This is a genomic window from Streptomyces hundungensis, from assembly GCF_003627815.1.
In the GTDB taxonomy this organism is placed as follows: Bacteria; Actinomycetota; Actinomycetes; order Streptomycetales; family Streptomycetaceae; genus Streptomyces; species Streptomyces hundungensis_A.
Genome location: NZ_CP032698.1, coordinates 489,490 through 515,186 on the forward strand (window position 1 = coordinate 489,490; position 25,697 = coordinate 515,186).

At 68.6% G+C, this 25,697-nt stretch carries 17 protein-coding genes; 11 read left to right on the forward strand and 6 right to left on the reverse strand.

Going from position 1 to position 25,697, the window contains the following annotated elements:
- Window positions 1-27: 27 nt before the first annotated feature.
- Window positions 28-1,062, reverse strand: a complete 1,035-nt coding sequence (locus DWB77_RS02325) for a LacI family DNA-binding transcriptional regulator (protein ID WP_120719644.1) — start codon at window positions 1,060-1,062, stop codon at window positions 28-30.
- Window positions 1,059-3,494: a glycoside hydrolase family 2 protein gene (locus tag DWB77_RS02330; protein ID WP_120719645.1), complete on the reverse strand. Its 2,436-nt coding sequence runs from the start codon at window positions 3,492-3,494 to the stop codon at window positions 1,059-1,061. Before DWB77_RS02330 ends, DWB77_RS02325 begins: the two co-directional genes overlap by 4 nt.
- A 254-nt stretch (window positions 3,495-3,748) precedes the next feature.
- Here DWB77_RS02330 and DWB77_RS02335 point away from each other — a divergent pair, with 254 nt between their 5' ends.
- From DWB77_RS02335 to DWB77_RS02345, 3 genes are all read left to right on the forward strand, one after another.
- Entirely contained in the window at window positions 3,749-5,071 is a 1,323-nt protein-coding gene (locus DWB77_RS02335; protein ID WP_120719646.1) for an ABC transporter substrate-binding protein, read from the forward strand.
- A 90-nt stretch (window positions 5,072-5,161) separates the two neighbouring features.
- Entirely contained in the window at window positions 5,162-6,121 is a 960-nt protein-coding gene (locus tag DWB77_RS02340) for a carbohydrate ABC transporter permease (protein ID WP_120719647.1), read from the forward strand.
- Entirely contained in the window at window positions 6,118-6,981 is an 864-nt protein-coding gene (locus tag DWB77_RS02345) for a carbohydrate ABC transporter permease (protein WP_120719648.1), read from the forward strand. The genes DWB77_RS02340 and DWB77_RS02345 overlap by 4 nt, the downstream gene beginning before the upstream one ends.
- 191 nt (window positions 6,982-7,172) lie before the next feature.
- Here DWB77_RS02345 and DWB77_RS02350 read toward each other — a convergent pair whose 3' ends face one another.
- From DWB77_RS02350 to DWB77_RS39210, 3 genes are all read right to left on the reverse strand, one after another.
- Complete coding sequence (locus tag DWB77_RS02350; protein ID WP_162952362.1) at window positions 7,173-9,158, reverse strand: LuxR family transcriptional regulator; 1,986 nt, start codon at window positions 9,156-9,158, stop codon at window positions 7,173-7,175.
- A 282-nt stretch (window positions 9,159-9,440) separates the two neighbouring features.
- Window positions 9,441-10,808 (reverse strand): pectate lyase family protein, encoded by a 1,368-nt coding sequence (locus DWB77_RS02355; RefSeq protein ID WP_120719650.1) that lies wholly within the window; start codon window positions 10,806-10,808, stop codon window positions 9,441-9,443.
- Between the two features lie 663 nt (window positions 10,809-11,471).
- The gene (locus DWB77_RS39210; RefSeq protein ID WP_120727264.1) at window positions 11,472-12,170 is read right to left on the reverse strand and encodes an AMP-binding protein; all 699 of its coding nucleotides are present in this window, start codon (window positions 12,168-12,170) and stop codon (window positions 11,472-11,474) included.
- Between DWB77_RS39210 and DWB77_RS39425 the strand changes: the two genes are divergently transcribed.
- The 5 genes from DWB77_RS39425 to DWB77_RS02390 all read left to right on the forward strand — a co-directional run bounded on the left by DWB77_RS39425 (window position 12,074) and on the right by DWB77_RS02390 (window position 18,728).
- Entirely contained in the window at window positions 12,074-12,322 is a 249-nt protein-coding gene (locus tag DWB77_RS39425) for an AMP-binding protein (protein WP_120719651.1), read from the forward strand. The two genes, DWB77_RS39210 and DWB77_RS39425, sit on opposite strands and share 97 nt — an antisense overlap.
- A 977-nt stretch (window positions 12,323-13,299) precedes the next feature.
- Window positions 13,300-13,953, forward strand: a complete 654-nt coding sequence (locus DWB77_RS02375; protein ID WP_120719652.1) for a hypothetical protein — start codon at window positions 13,300-13,302, stop codon at window positions 13,951-13,953.
- A gap of 59 nt (window positions 13,954-14,012) precedes the next feature.
- Window positions 14,013-15,653, forward strand: a complete 1,641-nt coding sequence (locus DWB77_RS02380; RefSeq protein WP_120719653.1) for a glutamate--cysteine ligase — start codon at window positions 14,013-14,015, stop codon at window positions 15,651-15,653.
- Complete coding sequence (locus DWB77_RS02385; RefSeq protein ID WP_120719654.1) at window positions 15,650-17,389, forward strand: flavin monoamine oxidase family protein; 1,740 nt, start codon at window positions 15,650-15,652, stop codon at window positions 17,387-17,389. The genes DWB77_RS02380 and DWB77_RS02385 overlap by 4 nt, the downstream gene beginning before the upstream one ends.
- Window positions 17,390-17,513: 124 nt before the next feature.
- Entirely contained in the window at window positions 17,514-18,728 is a 1,215-nt protein-coding gene (locus tag DWB77_RS02390; protein WP_246033365.1) for a metal-dependent hydrolase family protein, read from the forward strand.
- Between the two features lie 169 nt (window positions 18,729-18,897).
- On the opposite strand, the gene DWB77_RS02395 is transcribed toward DWB77_RS02390, so the two are convergent.
- Window positions 18,898-20,739, reverse strand: coding sequence for an APC family permease (locus tag DWB77_RS02395; RefSeq protein ID WP_120719655.1), 1,842 nt, complete (start codon window positions 20,737-20,739; stop codon window positions 18,898-18,900).
- A gap of 410 nt (window positions 20,740-21,149) precedes the next feature.
- Here DWB77_RS02395 and DWB77_RS02400 point away from each other — a divergent pair, with 410 nt between their 5' ends.
- From DWB77_RS02400 to DWB77_RS02410, 3 genes are all read left to right on the forward strand, one after another.
- Window positions 21,150-23,105 (forward strand): APC family permease, encoded by a 1,956-nt coding sequence (locus tag DWB77_RS02400; protein ID WP_120719656.1) that lies wholly within the window; start codon window positions 21,150-21,152, stop codon window positions 23,103-23,105.
- Window positions 23,106-23,677: 572 nt separating this feature from the next.
- A complete protein-coding gene (locus DWB77_RS02405) occupies window positions 23,678-24,664 on the forward strand; it encodes an LAETG motif-containing sortase-dependent surface protein (protein ID WP_162952364.1) in 987 nt (328 codons plus the stop codon).
- Window positions 24,665-25,232: 568 nt separating this feature from the next.
- The gene (locus DWB77_RS02410) at window positions 25,233-25,592 is read left to right on the forward strand and encodes a hypothetical protein (protein ID WP_120719658.1); all 360 of its coding nucleotides are present in this window, start codon (window positions 25,233-25,235) and stop codon (window positions 25,590-25,592) included.
- Window positions 25,593-25,697: the final 105 nt, after the last annotated feature.

The window sequence follows — 25,697 nt, forward strand, 5'->3', positions numbered from 1 at the left end:
CCGAGCGGTACGGCCGCGCCCTTCCGATCAGGGGCGCACGCGGGGAGCGGCGGTGGAGGCGCGTGGCGTCAGCGACGGCGTGGACATCGGACGGGAAGCGAGGTCTCTTCCCTCGACGACGTCGAACAGGGCGCGCGCGACAGCCGTGCCGAAGCCGTGCACGTCGTGGCTCATCGCCGACAGTGTGGGGTGGGTGAGCCGGCAGAGCTGGGAGTCGTCCCAGGCCAGCAGGGACAGATCGTCCGGGACCGTAATGCCCATCTCGGCCGCGACACCGAGCCCAGCCACCGCCATGATGTCGTTGTCATAGACGATGGCGGTGGGCCGGTCGCAGTGGAGCAGCAGTGACCTGGTGGCCCGGGCACCGTCCTCCCCGGCGAACCCGGTGGCCATCTGCACGCTCCCGTCCAGCCCCAACGACTCCAGTGTGCGCCGGAACGCCTGCTCCCGGATGGCGCTGTGTCCCAGCGCCACCGGTCCGCCCACCCGCGCGATCCGGCGGTGGCCGAGTGCGGCCAGGTACCTGACGGCCTCGGTCATGGCGTGGGCGTCGTCGGTCCACACGGCCGGGAGGCCGCCCGTCAGGTCGGGGTGGGCGACTGCCACGGCGGGGATGCCGAGCTCCTTGAGCGGCTCGATCCGCGGATCGTCCCGGTCGAAGTCGACCAGCACGGAGCCCGCGACCTGCCGCTCGCGCCACCAGGACCGCTGCACGTCGATCTCCTCCCTTCTGCTGCTGACCAGACGCAGCAGAAGGGAGCACGACTGCTCGGCCAGCACGCTCTCGATTCCCGAGATGAACTCCATGTAGAACGGCTCAAGACCGAGGAGCCTGGCGGGACGGCACAGGGCAAGGCCGATCGTGTCGGTCTTCTGTGTGGAGAGGCTGCGTGCCGACGAGTTCGGCGCCCAGCCCATCTCCTGGGCCACCGCGAAAATCCGTGCACGGGTACCTTCGGACAGCCCCGGCCGGTGGTTGAACGCGAGGGACACCGCGCCCTTGGACACCCCGGCGGCGGCCGCGACGTCCTTGATGGTGACGCGTGCGGCGGGTGCGCTCACGCCGGTTCCACGCAGAACAACGCCGCCCGGAACGCGTTGGCCCCGGCGCCCCGTGCCCCGCGCACGCGGATCCGGGTGCGTTCGCCGGGCAGCAGGGTGATCAGGCCCCGGTCGGCGGTGGCGTGCGGGGCTATCCGGTCCGGCTGGAGCAGGAGGTCGCGTACGAGGGTCCGGGCCGTCACCACGACATCGACCGCGTCGCGGTCCGGGCCGGTGGCCTCGACCATGATCTCGAAGCGGGGCTCGGGGTAGGCGAACTCGCGGTCGCGCACCTCGAAGTGGAGCGCCCGCAGGCCGTCGGCGTCGGCGTCGGCGTCGGCGTCGGCGTCGGCGACCAGGTACTCCTTGTCGGAGCCGGTGGCCGGAAGGACGTCCGGCGGCACGGGAACCCTCAGCACTTCGCGGGGCGGGGCGGTCAGGCCGAGTGAGACGCGCGCGGCCAGGGTTCCATCGGCCCTCATGAGCCGCAGCGTCACCTCGCAGTTCCAGGCTTCGGCCCCCTGGTTGGCCACCACGAGCTCGGGGCCGTCCGTGCCCGGCAGGAGACTGAGGAGACGGTCGGCGTAGACGCGGCGCAGTTCGTGGTGGAGCGGCTTGAGACGGCCGTCGCCGTCGATCGCGGACCAGGAGCTGACGGGCCAGCAGTCGTTGATCTGCCAGACGATCGTGCCGGCGCAGCGCGGCCAGTTGGCGCGCCAGTGCTCGATGCCGGTGGCGACGGCGCGGGCCTGGACGACCTGGGTGAGGTAATGCCATCGGTCGAAGTCCCCGTCAGGCAGCGTGAAGTGGCGGGCCACTCCGCGGTTCAGCTTGCCGTTGCCGTCCTCGGCCTTCTGGTGGTGCAGCATGCCGGGTGAGTCCGGTGCGAGGTCCTCGCCGGGCAGCGCCCGGTGCAAAGTGGCCAGCGCCGGGGGTGCCTGCCAACCGAACTCCGAGACGAAACGCGGCACTTGAGCACGGTACTCGGTGTAGTCCTGCCGATTCCACACCTCCCACGAGTGGTGCGTTCCGTGATCGGGGTCGTTGGGGTGGTGATCCCAGGAGCCGGACCAGGGGCTGCCCGCGATGTACGGCCGGGTGGGGTCCAGCTCGGCGACGACGCGTGGCAGCAGACCCAGGTAGTAGCCCTCCCCCCAGGAGTTCCCGGCGAGCGGGTCCTCCCAGTCCCAGTCCCGAAAGCCCCACAGGTTCTCGTTGTTGCCGTTCCACAGGACGAGACTGGGATGCGGCATGAGGCGTACCACGTTCTCGCGGGCCTCCGCCTCGACCTCACCGCGCAGCGGCTGCTCCTCGGGATAGGCGGCGCAGGCGAAGAGGAAGTCCTGCCAGACCATCAGACCCAGTTCGTCACAGGCGTCGTAGAACGCCTCGTCCTCGTAGATGCCGCCGCCCCACACCCGGACGAGGTCCACATGGGCGTCGGCGGTCTGGGTCAGGCGGGTGCGGTAGTGCTCGGGGGTGATCCGGGAGGGCAGCACATCGTCCGGGATCCAGTTGACCCCGCGCACGAAGATCCTCACGCCATTGACCACGAAGGTGAAGCCGGTGCCGTGCTCGTCGGCGCGCTGGTCGAGTTCGAGGGTCCTGAAGCCCACCCGGCGCCGCCACGTGTCCAAGGGCGCGTCACCGTCGCGGAGCGTCAACTCGACGTCGTACAGCGGTTGTTCGCCATACCCGCGGGGCCACCACAGATGCGCGTCCGGTACGTCCAGGGCCACCACGGCGCTGTCGCCCAGCACCTCGGCGTGTGCCTCGATGCCCGCCACCGTCACATGGAGGCCGAGGGTGCGGCCGGCGCCGTGCGCGGTGCGCTCCACATCGACGTGCAGCTCCACCCGTCCCGTGGTGCCGTCGACGGTGACCAGCGGACGCACGCGTGCGAGGCGCGCGGTGGACCAGCGTTCGAGCCGGACCGGACGCCACATTCCGGCGGTGACCACGGTCGGCCCCCAGTCCCAGCCGAACGCGCAGGCCATTTTGCGGATGTACTGGGACGGCGCCGGATAGACGTTGGGACGCTCCCCGGTCAGCGCCCGCACGGATTCCGCCTCCTCGTAGGCGGAGGCGAACGCGACGGACAGCCGGCCCGAGCGGCCGGTGACATCGAAACGGTAGGAGCGGTGCATGTTGCGTGTGCGGCCCAACTCCCGGCCGCCGAGGGTGATACAAGCGACTGTGTCGAGGCCGTCGAAGACCAGATCCGTCCGCTCGTGGTGCTCCTCCCCCGTGTACGCGGAGGGCAGTTCCAGACTGTACGTCCAGGCGCGGCGCCCCACCCAGGCGACGTGCTGCTCGTTGTGCCCGATATGAGGGTCCTGGATCAGACCGGCGGCGAGCAGATCGGTATGGACACAGCCGGGCACCTGGGCGGGGACCGGTGTTCCGTCGTAGTCGAGACTCCATCTCTCGTTCAGATGGACGGCGTCCTTCACAGGGGGCTCCAATCGGACAGTCACGACCCGGTAGGCATGAGACGTCCGCCACCGTAACCGGTGTTACTTAACCGGTCCATCCCCAACTCCCCACTCCGAGCTCCACAGAAGACGCCTGGGAAGCAACTTGCCCCCGACGTACGGTAACGATTACGCATCACGACCGAAATCTTAGCTTTACCGGTTCATGAATGGCTGACATAGTGGCGTCAGCCGCCAGGTCTGAGACGAACCCCTCGAAGGAAGTTGGGCACATGAGCAGAAAGCCGCTGAGCGCCGCCGCGCTGCTTGCCACCGCGATGCTGACGATCGCGGGGTGCAGTGGAGGCGCGGCGCCGTCCACCGAGACGGCCGTCGCACCCTCGGACGCCTCCAAGGCGTCGGGCACCATCACCGTGCTGACCAACCGCACGGACCTCGTGCAGGACGGAACGATGGGACGGTACGCCGCCGCGTTCAACGCCATCTATCCCAAGGTGACGGTGAAGTTCCAGGGCATCACCGACTACGAGGGCGAGGTCAAGATCGGGATGAACACCGCGGACTACGGCGACGTCCTGCTCATTCCCTCCGCGATCGCCAAGGGCGACTATCCCAAGTTCTTCGCCCCGCTGGGCAGTACGGCCGCAATGTCGCAGAAGTACCGCTTCACCGGCAAGACCGATGTCAAAGGCATGACGTACGGCATCGCCAACTTCGGCAGCGTGAACGGCTTCGTCTACAACAAGGCGCTGTGGACGAAGGCCGGCATCGCCAACTGGCCCACCAGTCCGGCCCAGTTCCTCGGTGACCTCAAGGAGATCAAGGCGAAGTCGGCCGCGGCGCCCTACTACACGAACTACAAGGACGGCTGGCCCCTCAGCAGCCAGTGGACCAACAGCGCCGGTTCGGTCAGCTGCGACGCCAAGGCGTCCGACGCCCTCGCCGGCTCCGACAAGCCCTGGGGCGAGGGCAGCGATCTCCATGTGATCGACACCCTGCTGTACGACATCGTCCACGAGGGGCTGTCGGAGAAGGATCCCACGACGACGAACTGGGAGACGTCCAAGACGGAGCTGGCCAAGGGCAAGGTCGGCAGCATGCTGCTCGGCTCCTGGGCCGTACACCAGGTGCGCGACGCCGCGACCGCGGCCGGGCAGAACCCGGACGACATCGGCTTCATGCCCTTCCCCGCCCAGAAGAACGGCGCCTTCTGCGCCACCCTGGTCTCCGACTACCAACTGGCCGTCAACGCCCACTCCAAGAACAAGGCCGCTGCCCGGGCCTGGCTCGACTGGTTCACCGACAAGTCCGGCTTCGCCACGAAGGAAGGCGGTGTCTCCGCCCTGAAGGCCGCAGCGCTGCCCAGCGTCCTCAAGCCCTACGAAGACAACGATGTCAAACTGGTCGAGCGCTCCGATGCGAAGACCGAGCAGGTCAATGCCATCGACAATGCCGCCGAGATCGGCCTGGCCAAGCAGGACTACCGGCAGAAGCTGATCGACCTTGCCCGTGGCGCACAACAGGGCTCGTTGCAGGGCTACTTCGCCGACCTCGACAAGCGCTGGGCCGCCGCAGCCGCCGTCGCGGGCTCCTGACCCGGGCAGGCGCAGGGGTACCGCGTCACCCGCGGATCCGTCCCGCCACCCGCCGACCCTGGCCGCGGACTAAGAAAGGTCCAGTCCGACATGACTGACACAACGCAGAAGGCGGCGCCGGCCCGGCACCCGGCCCCCGTACGGCGGCGCCGCCACGACACCGTGTCCTCCCGCTCCTGGCGCGATCATCCGCTGCGAAGGATCACCCCGTGGCTCTTCCTGCTGGCGCCGCTCGCGCTGCTGGTGACGTTCACCTACGTCCCCGTGGGCAACATGATCTATTACAGCTTCACCGACTGGGACGGCGTCAGTCCCGACCGGAACTTCACCGGCCTGCACAACTACGCCCAACTGTTCACCCGACCCGAGCTGTTCCGGGTGTTCTTCGTCAGTTTCTACTACCTGGCGGCGTCGGCGGTACAGATCGTCATCGCCCTGTACTTCGCGACGATCCTCAGTTTCGACCTGCGCCTGCGCAACCTCTTCAAGGGGATCCTCTTCTTCCCCTACCTGATCAACGGCGTAGCCATCGGCTTCGTCTTCCTCTACTTCTTCCAGGACGGCGGCACCCTCGACTCGATCCTCTCCTGGTTCGGCGCCGGCGGCGACCACGCCTGGCTGGGCGAACCCGAGTCCGCCAACACCTCCCTCGCTGGGGTGTCCGTCTGGCGCTTCACCGGACTCAACTTCGTCCTCTTCCTCGGCGCGATCCAGTCGATCCCCGGCGAACTGTACGAGGCGGCCCAGCTCGACGGAGCAACCCGCCGGCAGCAGTTCCGGCATATCATCGCGCCGGGCATCCGGCCGGTCCTCGGCCTGAGCGTCATCCTGGCGATCTCCGGATCCCTCGCGGTCTTCGAGATCCCGTACATCATGACCGGGGGTTCGACCGGCACGTCGACCTTCGTGATCCAGTCGGTCAAGCTCGCCTTCCAGTTCAACAAGACGGGCCTGGCTTCGGCCTGCGCCGTCGTGCTGCTCCTGGTCATCCTGATGGTCACGTGGATCCAGCGGAGGCTCGTGCCCGACGACAAGGTGGACCTCGTATGACCACGCTCACCACTCCCGACCGTGCAGTCAGTCGCAGGCCTCCCCCCATCGGCGCGGTCCTGACCTACCTCTCCCTGGTCGTGGCATCACTCGTGGTGCTGGTTCCGCTCGTCGTCGTCTTCCTCACCTCCTTGAAATCGTCTCGGGAGGTGAGCGACGGCGGGGCATTGAGCCTGCCCCACGACTGGCTGAACTTCTCCAACTACGCCACCGCGTTCAACGACGGGAAGATGCTGACGGCGTTCGGCAACACGGCGTTCATCCTGCTGTTCTCGATCACCGGCACCGTGCTCATCGGCTCCATGACGGCGTACGCCATCGACCGGTTCGAGTTCCGCCTCAAGAAGACGGTCATGGCGCTGTTCCTCATCGCCACCCTCGTTCCGGGCGTCACGACACAGGTGGCCACGTTCCACGTGGTCAACAGCTTCGGCCTGGTGGACACCCGCTGGGCGCCCATCCTGCTCTACATGGGCACCGACATCGTGTCGATCTATATCTTCCTGCAGTTCATCCGGTCCATACCGGTATCGCTCGACGAGGCGGCCCGGCTCGACGGCGCGAACACCTTCACCATCTACCGCAGGATCATTCTGCCGTTGCTCAAGCCGGCCATCGCCACCGTCGTCATCGTCAAGGGCATCACGACATACAACGACTTCTACATCCCGTTCCTCTACATGCCCTCGCAGGACAAGGGGACGATCTCCACCGCCCTGTTCCGGTTCAAGGGGCCCTTCGGGGCGCACTGGGAGGACATCTGCGCGGGGGCGGTCCTTGTGATCCTGCCGACCCTGCTCATCTTCCTGTTCCTCCAGCGCTACATCTACAACGGCTTCGCCCAAGGGGCGACCAAATAGCGCGCGGCACAGGGCGATGGTGACGCGCGATGCCCCCGGGTGGGGAAGGCGCGGCTCTGCCTCTCGGCCGAAAAGCCATTACGGGTGCGGGGAGCCCTGGGCACCGGCAGCGTCTTCCACGGCGGGATGCGGGACGGCGGACGGCTCGTACAACCCGAAGGCTCTGGGCAGCACCCAGCGAACGGCCGGAGTCAGCGGAAGTGGGCGGCCAGTTCGACGCGGGAGCGCACACCAAGTCGGGTGAAGACGTTCCTGAGGTGATAGTCGACGGTTCGGTTGCTGACCATCAGGACTTCGGCGATCTCCTGGTTGGTCGCGCCTCGGGCGACCAGCTCGCAGATCCGCGTCTGTTGCGGCGTCAGTTCCACACCCCCTCCTGATCCGCGACTGCCGGGGCGGGCGGGAGCCTGGGCGCCGGTGGCGCGGAGTTCAGCGGTGGCCCGCCGGGCCCAGGAGGCGGCATCGAACTGCTGGAAGATCTGCAACGCTTCGCGCAGCAGCTCGCGCGCTGGGCGGGGCTTGCGGGCGCGCCGCAGCCGGTGGGCGTGGAACAGCTCGGTCTTGGCCAACTCCAGTGCTGCGCCGTCTTGTTGGTGGAGCAGGGCGGCCTGCCGGAACTGCTCGTCGGCGGCCGCGTCATCGCATTCCAGGAGTGCGCGGCAGCGGTGTGCCAGGGCGAGCCGGGCGGCGCTTGTCCCGTTGGCCGCCCAGGCGTGGTAGGAGCGCAGCGCTTCAGCCGCCTTGGCGCGCCGGTCGCAGCGCGCCGCGGCCTCCACGAAGTGCGGTGTGGCCATCTGGCGGATGCCCAGGTTGGGCTGGTTGCCCACGGCGGCGTCGGTCATGCCGGTGAGGTGGATCAGTGCGTCGGCCGGCCGGTCGTCCGCGAGATCGGCACAGGCGGACGCCCACCGGCCGAACGCGGCCGGCCGGCCCTGGCCGCGCGCGGACACCTGATGGGTGATGGTCCGCACTCGGGCCGCCGCGGCTTCCCCGTCACCCTGGAGCGCCGACACCAGGGCGAGCACCACCAGATGATCCACGGCAAGGTTGCGTTGCCCCGTCCGGCGCGCCGGCCGCAGACCGTCCAGGGCCGCTTCCTCGGCCGCCGCGCAGCGGTCTGTCAGCAACGCGGCCAGGGCCTGGTAGACGAGCGCGGCGGGCACGAGGGAGACCGCTCCCTCGCGCCGGGCCCGGTCGGCTGCGGCCACGGCGAACGCGTGGGCGCGGGCGGCGTCGCCCAGGGTGTAGGCGGCCTGCCCGGCCCATAAGGCGCAGTACGCATCCGGAACCTCCTCGGCGAGCCGCATCGCCCGGCGCAGCGCCCGTCCCGCCTCCCGGTGCCGGCCTTCGTAGGTGGCCGTCAACCCCGCGAAGTGGTCGAGGACCAGACGCGTGGCGGGGGCATCGCCGTCGTGCCCAAGCGCTGCCACCCGCCGCGCCAGCGCGAAGTACTGCGCGAAGTCACCGGCGAGGCATGCGGCCTCAGCGGCCAGCATGAGCGCCCGCACGGCAGACTCCTGGCACTGGTCCACGAGCACACCGGCCGCCCTGGAGAGTTCTCGGCACGCCTCGGCGGGCGGCCCCGTCGCGCAGCAGGCGCTCCCCCTGACCCAGGACTGGTAGTGACGCACCGGATCGCCGGCCACCTTGAGCTGGGCGCTGCTGGTCTGTTGTCCGTGCTGACTGACAACAGCGAGCGGGTAGGTGCCTGCCCGCAGGGATGTCGTCCCGCAGGGTGGTGTGTCCGGCGAAGACGGTGGTCCCGCCGTCACCACGGGGCGGCCGCCGCTGACGGCCCTCACGGGATACACCCCCGGCGCGATGTCGTCCCGGACGGCCTCTCCTTTGGCCCTGGGAAAGCGGCTGGACTCCGGGGCGCCCAGAGGCGCGCCCGGCGGGTGCCCGGCGCCTTCCGCGCTCCCCCGGGGCGACTCCACGGGAGTCAGCTCCACCGGCTCTTTCAGGGCGGGGGACGAGACGGTTACCAGGTCCCAGCCCGGGGGCATGCCCGTAATGCTGACCGCGACCTGCGCCCCCGCCTCGACCTTGTCCCAGTCGAACTCCAGGCGCGCGCCACTGGACGGGCTCGCGACGGCCGTGGCCGGGAGCGTGCACGCGTCCGCCGCCGCCTCGTCCGCGGCCCCCGCCGCAAGTACCACAAAGCTGACAGCGGCCAAGGCACGCACTGCTCCGCCGAACACAGTTCCCCTCCCCCGATGGTCACTCACTCGACAAGAGGGTGACTCGACAGGTTGGGGTGCCTCACACGGTGATCTTTCTTCGATTCCCCCTCTTCCGTGTGCGGGCGCTCCGGCTGTTTCACAGCCCGCACACGGTCATGGCTGGCGAGGATGGAGTCTTGCGTTCCTTCCGGAACCGGCCCGACTGCCAGGAGGCCGGCACGGCCGCCAGCCGCCTGGCCGCAGCGGCTCGATACCCGGCGCGGCAGGCGCCATATCTCAACCGGTGCTGCCGCCAACGCTGTTCAGCACGCCCGCACCCGCCGTCTTGGCGAGCTTGGCAGGCAGACCGCTCGCGGGTTCCAGGCCCGCGTTCAGCTTCGGTGCCCAGTTCACGGTCGTCGCGATCTTCTTGCTGGAGTGTTCGGCGTTGTACGCGGCGACGAGGTCGGTCGCGGTGCCATTGACCAGGTTGCCACTGCCCGCCACCGCGCCGGTGCCGTCCCCACTGAGCAGTTGCGAGGCCTTCCGGTTGCTGGAAAGAGCCCAGTAGTTGTTCTGGGCGACAACCTGGGCGTGGGCCCGGGAGTTGATGCTGTAGCTGTGGGCGTAGCCGTTGAGCGTCGCCGTGTCGTAGTAGTTGTCGTACAGGTGGATCTGGCCGACCCGGGCGAGCGGGGCGCGCTGGACGATCCCCTGGAAGACGTTGTGATGCAGCGTCACCCGCAGCTTGGTGTCCTTGTCACTGCTGCCGATGAGCATCGTCTTGTCGTGGTTGGTGAAGCGGTTGTACTCGACGGTCACGAGGTCGGAGGCGTTGGTGATGTCGAGGGCGCCGTCGTGGACCTGGTATTCGCGGCCGAAGTAGGTGGGATTCGAGCTGTCGTAGTGCGGGCCGTCGCCGAAGGTGTTGTGATCGGCCCACACGTGTGTGGAGCGGCGCACCGAGACCGCGTCGTACTGGGAGTTCCAGTTGCCCGTCGAGCCGTCGGTCGGATCCCACTGGGGGAAGCAGTCGCGGGTGTCGCTGAAGCCGAGGTTGCGGATGATGACGTTGTCCGCGTTGCTCACCTGGAGGCTGCCCCCGACGATCGCCGCGCCGGTTCCGGGCACGCCGACGATCGTCGTCTTGGAAGGAACGCTCAGGACCACGCGGGCGGCCTGCCGCGCCTGCGCCGCGGCACGCGCCGACTCCTGTGCGCCGGACGGCAGCTTGGAGCGTCCCCAGGTAGCAGGGTCGTAGGCCTTCAGGTAAGCGTTCAGCGAGTAGCCCGTCCCGGCCGCGTAGTCGGCACAGTCGAGGGGCTTGCCGGAATCGTCGGTGTTGGCGTCTATCGCCCCCTTGATCTGGACGATTCGGGGGGCTCCGGCAGGGCCGGCCCCGAGGGCCTTGGCCAGCTCGGCGCGGGTCGAGACGGTGAAGGTGTGGGCCACGTCGGCGTCCCGTCCGCCCGTGGTGCCGGTGCCACTGGAGGCCCAGCCGTCGTTCGCGGGCAGTACCGCGTGCGCGAGGTCGACGGCGGCGGCACCCGCACTCATGGTCAACGGTACGGCCGCGAGTCCGGCGGCCACGAGGGAGGCGGTGGCGGCGCCGATCAGAACCCGACGTTTACGGGCGGGCGAGCGGCGGTGCGATGAAGCAGACACGTGATGTCGTTCCTTCGGTGAGACGTCCTGTCAGTGCCTCAGTTGCCGCCGCTACTCGAAAGGTTGCCGTCCCTGCTCGAAAGATCGTCGCCGTTCTGGACGTCCGCCGCCCAGGGCGGGGCTGCGTGCTGTGTGCGGCCACGAATCCGCGGGCGCGGGCCAAGGGGAGTCGCGATCAAGGAGTTCGGCGTGCGACAAGGCCGACCGACCGTTCTGACCGCGGATACGCTGGCGAGCTCGGTCGCCGGCATCGCCCGGCTCGGCCCGCTTCTCGGCTCCAGGTGGTTGCCCCGCACGCATACCTCGACGATAGGAGCAAGCGCGCACGCCGCTGCGCTCGGTCTACCTGGCTCATTGCGGGGGGTGAGGAGCCGGGCACCGCCGTCCCTGTGTCGGCGTATGCGGCAGAGGTGAAAACGTGACGGTAAAGCGACCCGAGTGGCGCCCAAATGCAGCCGGATTCAGCGCAGTTGCCCTGCCCTTTCCGCATCCGCCCCACCCGGTAGCCGCGGATCTTCACCTGCCGGTCTCGGCGTCCCAGGTATTCGAGCACCCCGTCAGCACGCCAGCGGGCCATGTCACCGGTCCGGTACAGCCGGGTCCGCACTTCCTGGGGGGTTCACGGGTCCTCGACGAAGTGCTGGGCCGTCTTCTCGGGATCCCTCAAGTAGCCCAGTGCGACGCCGTCCCCACCGACACACAGTTCGCCGGTCTCCCCAGGGTTCGGCGATCGTTCCGTCGTCCCGCATCACATAGGCCGTCGAGCCGGGAACGTTGATCCCGATGGGCACGGTCTCCGCGCGCGGACAAATCATCGACGCGGTAGGTCGTCGACAGCGAGGAATTCTCGGTAGGACCGTAGCCGTTGAGGAACATCCCCGGGCGACCGCTCTTCAGCACGGCACGCACGGCACGGGGGCCGATCGTGCCGCCGCCCACGATGAGACATCGAAGGCCGGCGAACATCTCGGGTACGGCGTGGGCGTGTTGGTGGAACAGTCCCGCGCTCAGCCACATCACGCTGATCCGCCGATCCCGCAGCACGGTTTCCAAGGCCTTGGAGTCCAGCAGGTCCTCACTGTGGGCCAGGACCAGACAGGCGCCGTTGAGCAGGGTGACGAACATTTCGTAGCACGAGATGTCGAAGGTCAGGTTCGTGGTCGCCAGTAGCCGGTCCTCGGCGAACATGCGCAAGTCGCCATCGTCTCGGGCCAGTCGGGTCTGACCCCGATGGGGACACACCACGCCCTTGGGGCGCCACAGGGCTGCGATCGCATGGCGTGCGCGGCGGAGACGTCGTCGCCGTGGTGATCGAACGTTCGCCGACCGCGGTGGCCGCGGTCCTGCATGCGGGCGCGACATACCTGCCACTGGACCCCCACCACCCGGCGGACCGGATCGGGCAGATCCGTCACTTGCTCCGCGAAGAGGGAAGGGATGGTCATGTCCCGCGCATACCCGACACGCACCCGATTCCAGGCACCCGCATGGGGGCAGTGGGGCACAAACAATGAAACAGCGATAGCGAGGTAAGAACTCATCGAATAAGCCCGCCCGGGCACAGGAGATCCGATGTCGCGAATGGGATCGACGTCGAATCACCAACAGCAGTACGCCGAACGCGCAGCGGCCCGTGAGCCCTGACCCAGTCAAGAAACCCCGGACGAGAAGATTCGAACTGGCTGGCATTGCTTCAAGTACCCCGGCGCTTGCACCGTATGCCGACCCATCTCGATGTGACCGAAAAGGGAACTCAATGGAGCCACTCTGTTTTTATTTAGCCACTGTTTCATCAAAACCCCGGGCGTTGACCGGTATTTCCGGGATGCGCGGGTTATGTATCAGCCAGCCATACCTACAGCGAAGACGCGAAACGCCGACCCGCGCCCCTGCTCCCACCAGTCCGCCGTGGCACGCGATGCCGCCTGGCGGCCCCCGCGCGGCGACCAGCTACTGGTCCCGGCCGGGCTCGAGCGGGACGAACAGACCGCGGCCGACCATGATTCGGACACCGACCGAAAGAGCCGGAACCCGGCCGTCAAGCGAGACTCCAGCCGTCCGAAGGGGGCACTAATCCGGCGTTTGGTTGATCGCATCGTGGCTGGGCGCAAATGGAGGGCCAGGGGCTACCAATGCGAAAATTGTGTCGCGCACGATTTGGACATGAGCGATTGCTCGGTGGTCGACGCGCCGGTCGGCTCAGGACGAGGAACTCTCGCCGGATCCACGCAGGCCAGGGGTGGCATCGCACACTCCCTGACGGAGGAATGGAACGATCAACGAAATGGCGGAATCATTCGCGGAGGCGTCGAATGCATGCACCAAACAGGTCTCTCGTGGGTAACTCTGTAATTACGCCGGGCGGGCACCCGACCGCTGCCCGCGAATCCCATCGGAAGCCTGTCTGTATCGGCCGAGTCCGGCGTCTGCGGGTTCCACCCCGAGACGTTCCGGGCCGGCTGCACTTTTCTGCCGGAAAGGACATTCCTCTGTGCCTGCCACCGAGTTCATCGACAGTGTCGGAGTAAATATCCCCGACCACCTCGGCGCCAACGAATTCTTGTCTCTGGCCCGCGAGGGAATGATCGAGGAAAAGCATCTGAAGAGTTTCGCGCTCGCGGAGTTCCAGTCGCAGGAGGCCGAGTTCACGGCGTACGGTCTGCTGCTGGCCCGGTATCCGCACGAAGTGCCCGGCGGCTTCTTCTCCTTCGTCGCGCACGAGCTGGTGCAGGCCCGTCACCGGATGGTCACCGGGCTCGCGCCCGCGTTGGGCATGTCGCCCGACGAGATGCGCCGGGCACCCCGCCTTGAACCGGTTCGGCGGTTCACCGAGTTCATCTCGTGGGTCGCCCTGCACGCCGGCGCGGCGGAGGCGGCACTCCTGGCGCGTACCGACTTCACTCTGTGGTGCAACTCCTGCGCGGCCCTCGCCGATGTGCTGAGCGAGGCGGAACAAATTCCGGAGGCCGCGGTCGCGTACATCGAGGCCTACCGGGACAACCCACCGGAGGTGGCGGACGGAGTGCTGCAAGTCATCGAGTACGGCAGGACGCACCACGAACCGGACGACTGGATCACCCGCAGCGCGGTGCGGATGGAGCCGGCACTGCGGGCCTGGTGGAGCGCGGTCGCCTCGGCCGGCTGAACCCCCAAGGCCCCACGCTGCGGTTCGGCCGGTGCATGTGAAGTCCAGACGGGAGTGACATGGGCCGCGAGGTCGGACGAGTGACGTTCACGGCGCGGGACTACGCACTTTTCCGGGCCCGCTTGACGGAGGGTCTCACCCTTCTGGAAAAGGCCGTCGAGCACCCGCATTTCGGGACGGCGCCGGCCACGCTGGGTGCGGAACTCGAAGTGTCTCTGATCGGGCCGGACGCCTGTCCGGTCCCGGTCGCCGCAGCCGTACGTGAAGCGTCGGACGACGACCGGCTGTCCTTGGAGGTGGCCCGTTTCAATCTCGAGGTGAACTTGACACCGGTCCCCGTGCGCGGGCATCCCTTCACGGCTCTGGCCGAACAGACGTCGCAGGCACTGAAGCGGATCGCCTCGGTATCCCTGCGCCACCACGGGGCCAGAGCGGTTCCGATGGGGACACTGCCCACCCTGACGCCGCCGGATGTGACCGCGCAGGCCCTGACCGACCAGCCGCGCTTCCGCGCGCTGGAACGCGCATGGGCCCGCCGCCGCTCCACCCCGTTCATTCTGCCGGTGGGAGAGCAGGGCTTGTTGCGGGCCGAGTCCGTGGCGGTCCAGGGCGCCGCCTGCTCGTGGCAGACACACCTGACGGTGACCCCGAACCTCTTCTCCCGTACTTTCAACGCCGCCCAACTCGCCACCGGACCAGCCCTGGCCGCGTCGGGCAACTCCCCGTTCCCCCTCGGGCACCCTGGATGGCAGGAGGCTCGTATACCGCTGTACGAGCGGGGCTTCGGCGACCGCTGTCACCCTGGCGCAGGCACCCGGCGCCCCCGAGTCGGATTTGGCCGTGACTGGATGCGCGGCGGCCCGCAAGCGGCGTTCGCGGAAGCCGTGCGCTGTTACGACGTCCTGCTGCCGGCGGCCCGCGCCGACGCCGCCCACATGCCCGGCGGGTATCCGGTACTGGAGGAACTTCGCCTGCACCTGAGCACAGTGTGGTGGTGGAACCGCCCGGTGTACGACCCTCTGGGGCATCTGAGGATCGAGTTCCGGGCGCTGCCTTCCGGCCCAACGCCGGTGGACATGGCCGCGAACACCGCCTTTCTGGTCGGTCTCACCCTCTTCTTGGCAGCCGAGGGACGCGATGTGGCCCGAGAGCTTCCCTTCGCCTGCGCCAGGACCAACTTCTACCGAGCCGCGCGCGACGGCCTGCGCGCCTCCCTGTGGTGGCCCACGCCCGGGTCCGCGCCGCGAGAACACCATGCCGGCGCTCTGATCAAAGACTTGTTGCCGCGGGCCCGCGATGGACTGGCGCTGGCCGCGGTGGACGCAGACGAAGCCGACACCCTGCTGGGCGTACTCGACCAGCGGGTCACCACGGGACATACGGGAGCGTGGTGGCAGCAGCGAACACGTGAGGTGCTGCGACGGCGACGAGCGAGCGCGGTCGACGCATGCCGAGGGCCGGCCGAGTCCCCCAGTCCCGGCGTACGAACCACATCCACGACCGGGCGGGATGACGCCATGAAAGAGCGGGGAGCGTGTGGGGACCATCGAGCCGAACCACTGGATCCACCTCGCCCCGCGGCGGCCCAACGGCCCCCCGATCTCGTGGAGTTGACGCTTCGCTATGCGCTGCTCGCCGAGGAGGCCGCCCCCGTACACACTTGGAAGCCGCCCGCCCTTCCACCAAGGAGCCAGCGATGAGTCCGAGCACGCCCCCGCCCGCCAGCGATCTTCAGGTCGACTTTCCCTTCGACTACGCCGCCCACGTCAGCGGCGGCCGACGCATGGGACGGCTGCCCGACAGGACTGACGGCGCGCCCATCGCGGTCATCGGTGCCGGGGGCAGCGGGCTCGCCGCCGCCTACGAGCTGTTGCGGGCAGGCTGCCGCCCCATCGTGTACGAGGCCGAGCGGAGTCAGGACGGGCCCGGGGGGCGGCGCCTGGGAGGCCGCATGTACAGCAGACGTCTGCGAGAAGCCGACAGCGCGGTCGTGGAGCTCGGCTGTCTGCGCTTTCCCGAAAACGCCCGCCTACTGCGCCACTACGCTCAGACACTCGGAGTCCCCCTGGAGCCGTTCCGCGACAACTACGCCGCTCCCACCACACCGCTGACCGTGCTGGATGTCGACGGCCGGCAATACCCCGCCGAACAGATCCAGGACCTCTACAGTCAGCACGACGAGTTTCGCCAAGCGCACACGCGCTGGCAGCAGGCGCTGGCGCGCATCGGCCTCTTCGAGATCCAGCGGCATGTGGCCGCCCGCGACCTCACCGCGGTGCGCCGCTCCTGGCGCACCATCCTCACCCGCTTCGAACTGTGGTCCTTCTACCGTTTCCTGCGGGACCCGGACGGGGTGGGCCTCACCCACGACCAGGCGCGGCTCCTGGGGACCGCCGGGGTGGGGCCCGCCGTGTGGGACTCCTTCTTCGATCTCAGCACAGTGGAGATCCTGCGGTTGCTGCTGTGCACCGAGGGCAGCGACATGCTGTACGCCCCCGACGGCATCAGCCGGCTCGCCGAGGGCTTTTGGACCCACCACACCACCGGGCCAAAGGGACGCCCGTCCAGCCTGGAGATGCTCAACGAGGGCTCGCCGCGACCCGCCGTGCGCGCCCTGGACGTTGAACCGGATGCTGCCCGCGGCATCGTGGTGCACAGCACGGACGGGCACAGTGAACGGTTCGCGGCCGTCGTCTTCACTCCGCAGCTACGGCTTCTGGAGACGAACGTCGAGATACGTTCCACCAGCGCACACGTTCCCGTACTCGGCCCCCGGCTATGGAGAGCAGTCCGTCGTCTCCACTACTGGCAGTCCTCCAAAACAGCACTCGTGGTCGACCAGCCGTTCTGGGCGAAGACATCCATGGACGGGGTCACCCTCACCGACCGGCTGCCGCGCGCCGCCTATACCATGGACTACGGGCCCCCACGCGGACCCGGAGGCCGCCGCGGCGTGCTGGATCTCAGCTTCACCTGGGCACAGGACGCCATGAAGATCGCCCCGTCCGGCCTGGAGGACCGAGTCGCCCTCTTCATCCGTGAACTCGCGGCCATCCATCCCAAGCTGGCGGACGAACTGCGCACCCAAGCGCGAACAGGCGAGGCCGTGACCGTGTCCTGGGAGAACGAGCAGCACTTCCGCGGCCTGAGTCGCTGGTCCTGTCCCGGCGACTACCCCTATCAGCGCGATCTGTTCGCCCACTTCATGAAGGAATTCACCGGCTCCCCCGCCGTCCCGGGCGAACCGCCGAACGCGCTGTACCTCGCCGGTGACGACACCTCCTGGTCTCCAGGCTGGCTCAACCACGCCCTCGCCTCCGGCCTCAACGCTGCCTGGGGAGTCCTGCGCCAACTCGGTGCCCGGCCCGACCCCGGCAATCCCGGACCCGGCGATGTCTGGAACGACCCCCGCTACACACCACTCATCCCCTCCTGAAACAGACAGCGCACCGCCGTTCCCGCCCCCCTGGGCGCCTGCCGACCACCCACGTGCCCGCCACCACCCGGAGGTATCCGTGCACGCATCCGCCGGCCGAGACCTACTTCTGCGACCTGACCGTGTGTGGGACGCGATAGCGGACACGCCCGTCGACGGGCTGACTGTCCTCGTGCGCGACGGCCGGATCGCCGCGGTCGCGCACGACCTCCCCACCGGTCCGGATACGGACGTCATCGAGATGCCCGGCTGCACGCTCCTGCCCGGCCTCATCGACTGTCACGTCCACCTACTGGACGAGAGCGCGGAGACTGCGCCCTCCGCCTACCAAACCCTCACCGCCGTCCCGGTACTGCGCGCCCTGCTGCACAGCGGATTCACCACCGTCCGGGACCTGGGCAGCGCCCATCTCCCCCTGAACGTATCGCTGCGCACAGCACTCGAAGACGGTCTGATCCAAGGTCCACGCATCATCGCGGCCCCCAACATCCTTTCGCCCCGCGGTGGCCACGGTGACAAGCAACCCGACCTGGCCCTGCGCTATGGACACCAGATCGGAACCCTGGCCGAGGGCGTCGACGAATTGCGCCGTGCGGTACGCGAGCAGTCCCGCGCCGGAGCCGACTGGATCAAATTCGCCGGCGGCGGCGGATTCTCCTCACCGGTCGACAGCCCCACCAGCACCGCCTACTCGCGGGTCGAAATGCACACCATCGTCTCGACCGCAGCCGACCTCGGGTTGCCCTGCGCGGCACACGTTTTCAGCGACAATGCCGTCCTGCGCGCCGTCATGGCCGGAGTCCGCAGTGTGGAACACGGTTGTTTCGCCACCACAACGACCTACCAGGAGATGGAGCGCGCGGGCACCTTCCTGGTCGCCACCCACTACGCCCAGACCTACTTCCTCGACCGGCTCGACGACGACACCTTCTGGGACAGCTCCATGACCACCACCCGCCGGAACTACCGCGAACACGCCGAGGCTCTGCGCGAAGGGCTCCAACGGCCCGCCCGCACCAATGTGAAGGCGGCCTTCGGCACCGACGCCGGCATGTTCCCCCATGCCGAGAACTGGCACGAGTTTCCCACCATGCTCGCCCACGGCTACACCCCCTTGCGCGCCCTGCGGGCAGCCACGTGCGTCGCGGCGGAACTCCTCCACCGTCCCGACCTGGGCGTCATCACGTCCGGCGCCACGGCGGACCTCGTCGCCCTGGAAGGCGATCCCTTCACCGACATCACCGCCACCCACCGCGCGCGGTATGTGCTTCAGCAAGGCCGCCTGATCACCGAAAGACCGGCCCGGACCTCGACCCGCCCGCACCCCGGACGGCCCTGAGCACGCGCACCCCCCTCCGCGGGCTCACGTGTAGGGGCCCCGAGGCCAGGACCGCCGGAGGCTCCGAATCAGTTCCGCAAGGTCTCCGGCCTGCTCCCAAGCCACCCGGACCCAATCGGACAGCAAGGACCGTCCCAAGCCCCTCCACGAAGGAGAGCCCGATTCCCGCTCACACCAGGCGGAAGCGGAGCCGGCAGATGGCCGCGTCCGTCTCCCGCCGTACGGAATGCGCGACCACGGCGCCCCGCTGGTTGTGCAGGAGCCGCTGCCACAGGTGCTCCGGCTCGGTCTCCGCGATCAGCACGGTGATACGCGAGCCGGGTTCCGCGGCAGCCACCTCACGCACATACGCCGCGATCGGACGCCCCAGACTGCGGCGCGCGCAGGACAGTCGCACCAGCTCCACCCCGGGGTCCCACTGGGCCCAGCGCCGCTCCAGGGTGTGCAGGGCGGCACGGTCTTCCGGATCGGGGTGGGACACAGTGACCGCGCGGACCTCGTCGCCGAGGGATGCGGCGGCCGTCAACGCCTCCGACGTGAGCCGGGAAAGGGAGGACACAGGGACGATGACCAGGGAGCGCTCGCGATGCGGGGGCGCGGGTATACGGCCGAGACCGAGGCACTCGCCGATCCGGCCGTAGGCCCGGTGGACGGTTTCGAAGGTGGCCATGAGGACAGGCAGAGCGATCACGATCAGCCAGGCCCCCTCCGTGAACTTGCTCGCGGTGACGACGACCGCCGCGACGCCCGTGAGCAGCGCTCCGCAACCGTTGAGCAGCACCCTGCCGCGCCACCCGGCATCCTTGGCGAGACACCAGTGACGGACCATGCCCACTTGGGCGATGGTGAAGCCGACGAAGACACCGATCGCGAACAGCGGCACCAGCGTGTTGGTGTCCCCGCCGGAGAACACCAGCAGCGCGGCCGACACGACGGCCAGGGTGAGTACTCCGTGCCGGTGGACCTGGCGGTCGGCCTTCAGCGCGAAGACATGGGGGAGGTAGTTGTCGCGAGCCAGCAGCTTGAGCAGCACCGGCAGTCCGCCGAACGAAGTGTTGGCCGACAGCGCCAGCAGGATCATCGTCGCGAACTGGATCACGTAGAAGGCAGCGTTGTGGCCGAGTGAGGCGTCCGCCAGTTGCGCGAGGACCGTGACGCCCTCGACCGGCTGGAGGTGGAAGCGGCCGATCAGCACGGACAGTCCGATGAGCATCAGGCCGAGGACCGCGCCGAGAGCGACCTCGGCACGCTGGGCCCGCCGGGCGCGGGGCGCCCGGAAGGACGGGACCGCGTTGGCGATGGCCTCCACGCCGGTCAGGGCGGCACAGCCAGAGGCGAACGCCTTCAACAATAGCAGGGCTCCCACCTGGGAGGCGTTGTCGGCGAGCACCAAGGCGTGACCGGCGGCGGCCTGCGTGCTCGCGGGATGGGTACGGAGCAGACCGACGCCGATGAGGACGAACATGAAGCCGACGAAAATGGCGGTCGGCACGATGAACGCGCGGGCAGACTCCGCGATCCCACGCAGGTTGACGCACGTGACCAGCGCGAGGGCCGCGAGGCACAGCCACACCCGGTCGCCGTACAGGCTCGGGAACGCCGATGTCAGCGCGGCGACGCCCGCCGTGACCGCCACCGCCACGTTGAGCACGTAGTCGAGCACCAGGGACGCCGCCGCCACCAGACTCGTGCGGGCGCCCAGGTGTTTCTTCGCGACCGCGTAGGAACCGCCGCCGTCCGGGAAGGCCGCGATCACCTGCCGGTAGGAGACGACCAGCACCGCCAGCAGAGCGGCGATGGCCAGTGTCACGGGCAGGGTGAAACCCAGACCGTGCGTGCCGGCGGCGGCCAGGACCACGACGATCGCCTCCGGGCCGTAGGCCACCGACGCCATGGCGTCCAGAGACAACGCGGCCAGGCCGGTGACGGCGGTCAGCCGGTGCCGTTCCCCGTTGTCGGGCGGTTCCTCGCCGTCGGGGCCGGCATCCGGCTCGGTGGTCAGGAGGGACATGGGCGCGTGCTCCTTCTTTCTCCAACCGCGCATGAGGACTGAGAAACGCGCGGAGGATCAGGTTCGGTCCTTGCGCGTCGCATCCGGCCGGTCCTTGCGGCATCTTCGCGCCCGTTCGCGTGACCTTGACGCACCCTTGACGGGCGCCATCCTCTGGCAGCCCCGTAGTGGCAGCGAACGACCATCAAGAAAGACGGGGCCGGGCAATACAAGCCCTTGCCAGAATTCGCCATGGACACCGCGTCGTCCTGACGGGCGGCGGATACTGCTCCTGCTCATCCGTCTTAACGGAAGCTTGACGCGCGCGGAGGATTCTGCCGGGGGCCTGAGCATCACTCTCTGCATACGCTGGTGCCGGCCGTCCGCGTGATGGCCTGGAAAGAGCTGGGCCGCACATCAGGAGCACGCCGATGGCCACGACCGAACGCCCCCATGCCAGTCGCCTGCGCGCCTGGATGCTGGAGGGGCTGTCCGACATGGGCAAGCCGGGTGGAGTGACCGGCCCCCACGCCGAACCTGAGCCACCTCACAAGGGCCAGCGCTGGTGGCGCGTGATGTGTCTGACCGGTGTGGACTACTTCTCCACTCTCGGTTACCAGCCGGGCATCGCGGCGCTGGCCGCCGGCCTGCTGTCACCCATCGCGACGATCGTGCTTGTCATCGTGACTCTGGCAGGTGCTCTCCCGGTGTACCGGCGAGTGGCTGCGGAGAGCCCCCACGGTGAGGGCTCGATCGCGATGCTGGAGCGGCTGCTGTCGTTCTGGCAGGGCAAGCTGTTCGTGCTCACCCTGCTCGGTTTCGCCGCCACCGACTTCCTGATCACCATCACCCTGTCGGCGGCGGACGCCTCCACCCACCTGGTGGAGAACCCGCACCTGACCGGTGCCCTGCACGACAAGCAGGTGCTGATCACGCTGCTGCTGGTGGCCCTGCTCGGCGCGGTGTTCCTCAAGGGCTTCCTGGAGGCCATCGGGGTGGCGGTCGCCCTGGTCGGCCTCTACCTGATGCTCAATGTGGTTGTGGTGGCCGTCGGCCTCTGGCACGTCCTGACCGCCGGCCACGTGGTCAGTGACTGGACCAGCGCCCTGACCACCGAGCACGGCAACATCTTCGTGATGGTCGGCGTGGCCTTGATCGTCTTTCCGAAGCTGGCACTCGGCTTGTCCGGCTTCGAGACCGGCGTCGCGGTGATGCCACACGTCAGGGGCGACCGCAGCGACACGGAGGAGAACCCGGCCGGCCGCATCCGGGACGCCAGGAAGCTGCTGACCACCGCCGCCGTGATCATGAGCTGCTTCCTCATCGCGACCAGCTTCATCACCACGCTGCTGATCCCGGAGAACGAGTTCAAGCCGGGCGGCGCCGCCAACGGCCGCGCGCTGGCCTACCTCGCCCACCACTACCTGGGCGGCGCCTTCGGCACGGTCTACGACATCTCGACCATCGCCATCCTGTGGTTCGCCGGCGCCTCCGCGATGGCAGGGCTGCTCAACCTGATGCCGCGCTATCTGCCCCGCTACGGCATGGCCCCGCACTGGGCGCGTGCCGTGCGCCCGATGGTCCTCGTCTTCACCCTGGTCGCCTTCCTGGTCACCTGGCTCTTCGACGCCAACGTCGACAAGCAGGGCGGCGCCTACGCCACCGGCGTGCTCGTACTGATCAGCTCCGCCGCCATCGCGGTGACCATCGCCGCCCACAAGGCCGGCCAGCGCGGCTGGACCATCGGCTTCGCGGTGATCTCGACGGTGTTCCTCTACACCACCGTCGTCAACGTCATCGAGCGCCCGGACGGTGTGAAGATCGGCGCCTGCTTCATCGCCGGCATCATCCTCATCTCCCTCCTGTCGCGCCTGCTGCGCGCCTTCGAACTGCGGGTGACCAGCGTGTCGTTCGACCCGATGGCCGAACGGTTCATACGCGACATGGCCAGCCGCAGGATACGTTTCATCGCCAACGAGCCCGCCCGGCGGGACAAGGCGGAATACCGCGACAAGATGGAGCAGATCCGCGCCGACAACGACATGCCGGAGCAGGAGGACTTCGTCTTCGCCGAGGTGACGGTCACCGACCCGTCGGAGTTCGAGGGCAGCCTCACCGTGCGCGGCGAGGTCCTGCACGGCCGTTACCGGGTCCTCACGCTGGAGTCGCCCTCCATCCCCAACGCGCTTGCGGCGCTCCTACTGCACGCCCGGGACATGACCGGCTGCACCCCGCACATCTACTTCGAGTGGACCGAGGGCAATCCATTCCGCAATTTCCTGCGCTTCTTCCTCTTCGGCCAGGGGGAGGTCGCCCCGGTCACCCGCGAGGTGCTGCGCGAGGCGGAACCGGACCGCGACCGGCGCCCCCGGGTCCACGCGGGCTGACAACAGCGGCCTTGTCTTTTCCCTCGCAGCGTGGCGTCCGGGATGGCGGGGGCAGGCGCAGCGTGAAGTCGCCGCCTCCATCGGATCAGACGAGGACGCCTACGACTGCCAGCCTTCTCGTACCGGATCTCCAAGGATCGGCAGCCCCGGCCATAACAGTCTGACCGCCTCTCCCTCTCCTGGCGGGGAGTCCGTGATTGCAGGGGGAGTTGAGGTCCATGGGGTTCACGCGGCGGACGCACACGCCTGAGTTCCGTGCGGGTGGTGCTCAAAACCCCTCTCGTACGTCCCATCTGGCCCTCTGCCACCGTCCCCCGCATGTCCGGGGGGAACCTCATCCTCGCCATCGCCGTCAGCCTCCCCGCCGAGGAAGGTGCGCGAGCTTCAGCAGAGACGTGCTGCGGATCACACAAAGATCCGGTGCAGTAGGGCAACCATTCAAAGCCCTCGCGGATCATGCTTACGGATCTGGTAGGCCGCCTGCGATTTCTGTGGCTGCGGACCGTGCCGCCCGTGCCGTGCTCCCGTACGACACGACTGACGTCGCTGAGGACCTCATGAAGCTTCACCGTATGGTGGCTGTCGCCGCCGCGACCGCCGCTATGGCACCCGCCGCCTTTCTGGCCGTCCCGGCCGCTCAGGCGGCCGGTTCGTCACCGCGCCCCACCGCCTCGCCCAGCCCCTCCGCCTCGTCCAAGGAGCACGCCTCGCCCGCCCTGAGCGAGGCGTCCAAGTCACCCGAGGACCGGACGAAGGCGCCTGCGGCGGGCGACGCACCCGGCAGCGCGGGCCACAAGACCCCCGCGGCCGGAAAGTCGCCGAGCGCCACGCCGAGTTCACCGGAAGAGGGCGGCGATGAGCCGGCGCCGGGTGAGGGCGTTTGCAAGATCGACGACCCCTCCTACAAGTCGAAGCTGGCAGCGAAGATCAGCGGCCTGCCTGGCAAGATTCAGGCCGGCAGCGGCTGGCACGCCTTTGACCTGAAGGTGTCCAACACGTCTGCGAAAACCGTCAGCGATGTCCTGTTCTACGCGGGCGTCGGCTCCAGCGACCCGAACGCGCCGCTGCCTTTCGAGGCTTCCAAGGTCGCACTCCAGGTGAACGTCGACGGCACGTGGACCGACGTCAAGGACGGGGACCACTCCGGCGCCTACCTCGACCTGCGCACCTTCGGTCCGAGCGAATCCGTCACCTTGAAGTTCCGTATGGACGTCAAGAAGAACGCCCCCATCGGTGAGGGCCTCACCATCGGCGGTGGCATCTACATGGACACCACCGGCGACGGTTGCATCGACCCCGTCTTCGACAGCGTCGTCCTTCAGATCGTCGCGCCCGGCACCAAGACCGAAGGCACCACCCCGCAGACGGGCGGTCAAGTGCCCATCGCCACCGGGCAGAAGCCCACCGGCGACAACACGACGCGGTTGACCGGTGACCTCGCGGAGACAGGCTCCTCCTCGCTCACCTCGACGCTCGCCATCGGCGGCGGTGTCGCCGTGCTCGCCGGTGGCGGAGTTCTTTTCGCGATGAAGCGCCGCAAGAACAGCCTCGCGGGCTAGCCAGTTCCGCAGCGGGCTCCGCACCTCGCCGCATCAGACGACCGAGCCGCGGAGCCCGCTGCGCGGCGGCAGCCCGCGACCATGCTTCTCTTCTGCTGCCAAGCCGTGGTTCGGTGGCGCTCCCAGCTCAGCGGGACCGCCACCGCGCGCGGAGCCCCGAGGGCCGGGATGTTGCGTACTCCCCGCCCTTCCGTATGGACGACCGTGCCGGGCGGCATCTGCCCTCCTTCGCGCCTGAGGTCCGCCAGTCTGCCGCGAGGTCCTTCGCCCTCGGTGTCGGCTCCGCCCGGACCTCCCGCGCGTCCCCGCGCGCCCCGGCGAGGGTTCGCGTGCACGCGAAGAGCCTCGACATCCCGCCGGCGAGGGTGGGTCGTCTTCAGGCGGACACAGGCGGCAACCAACCCGCCGTCCCGAGCGGCAACCGTCACGGCACCGGCGAGATGCGCGCCAAAGCCGACGCCGAAGACAACGGCGGACCGACGGCAGGTAGGGTCACCCATCCGCAACATCCGCCGCACGTACGGTCGTTCGACGACCGGACGGCGCCCTTCCCGCCCAGGAGGACTTCGTGAACCGCACCCGCACAGTCGTCCTCGCCGCCGCGGGCCTGCTCCTCGCCGGATGCGGCAGCAGCCCGGAACCGGTGCCCGCCAAGACTGTGGGGGTGGCCAGCCCCGGAACGGCCTGCACCGGCAAGAAGTGGCCACAGTCCATCCCGCCGGTCATGGGCACGCCACTGGCCGACGCCGTCGACGGTCCACTCCTCTGCTTCACCATCACGGCGGCAGTCGCGCCCGACGGCCACGATGCCCTCCAGGACCCCGCCAACGACACCGACTGGATCGTCACGGGTACGAAGCGCGCGGCCGGAACCAAGGTCATCGAAGATCAGCCGATCACGCTCTTGCTCAACAGCCCCGACCAATGACGGCGGCAGGCGTCCGTAGCGCGACGCAGGGCCGGTATCGCACGGTGAACCGGCCGCCCACCGACGGCACTTCGGGCCGAGCATGGTGGCAAGCGCGGCTGGTTC

What these genes read in the sequence shown, in the direction of transcription:
- DWB77_RS39210 (WP_120727264.1), bottom strand. Translation starts at nt 12,170, where the DNA reads ATGTCGCGCCCGCATGCAGGACCGCGGCCACCGCGGTCGGCGAACGTT.
- DWB77_RS02395 (WP_120719655.1), bottom strand. Translation starts at nt 20,739, where the DNA reads ATGTCCCTCCTGACCACCGAGCCGGATGCCGGCCCCGACGGCGAGGAA.
- DWB77_RS02380 (WP_120719653.1), top strand. Translation starts at nt 14,013, where the DNA reads ATGGGCCGCGAGGTCGGACGAGTGACGTTCACGGCGCGGGACTACGCA.
- DWB77_RS02405 (WP_162952364.1), top strand. Translation starts at nt 23,678, where the DNA reads ATGGTGGCTGTCGCCGCCGCGACCGCCGCTATGGCACCCGCCGCCTTT.
- DWB77_RS02335 (WP_120719646.1), top strand. Translation starts at nt 3,749, where the DNA reads ATGAGCAGAAAGCCGCTGAGCGCCGCCGCGCTGCTTGCCACCGCGATG.
- DWB77_RS02340 (WP_120719647.1), top strand. Translation starts at nt 5,162, where the DNA reads ATGACTGACACAACGCAGAAGGCGGCGCCGGCCCGGCACCCGGCCCCC.
- DWB77_RS02345 (WP_120719648.1), top strand. Translation starts at nt 6,118, where the DNA reads ATGACCACGCTCACCACTCCCGACCGTGCAGTCAGTCGCAGGCCTCCC.
- DWB77_RS02400 (WP_120719656.1), top strand. Translation starts at nt 21,150, where the DNA reads ATGGCCACGACCGAACGCCCCCATGCCAGTCGCCTGCGCGCCTGGATG.
- DWB77_RS02385 (WP_120719654.1), top strand. Translation starts at nt 15,650, where the DNA reads ATGAGTCCGAGCACGCCCCCGCCCGCCAGCGATCTTCAGGTCGACTTT.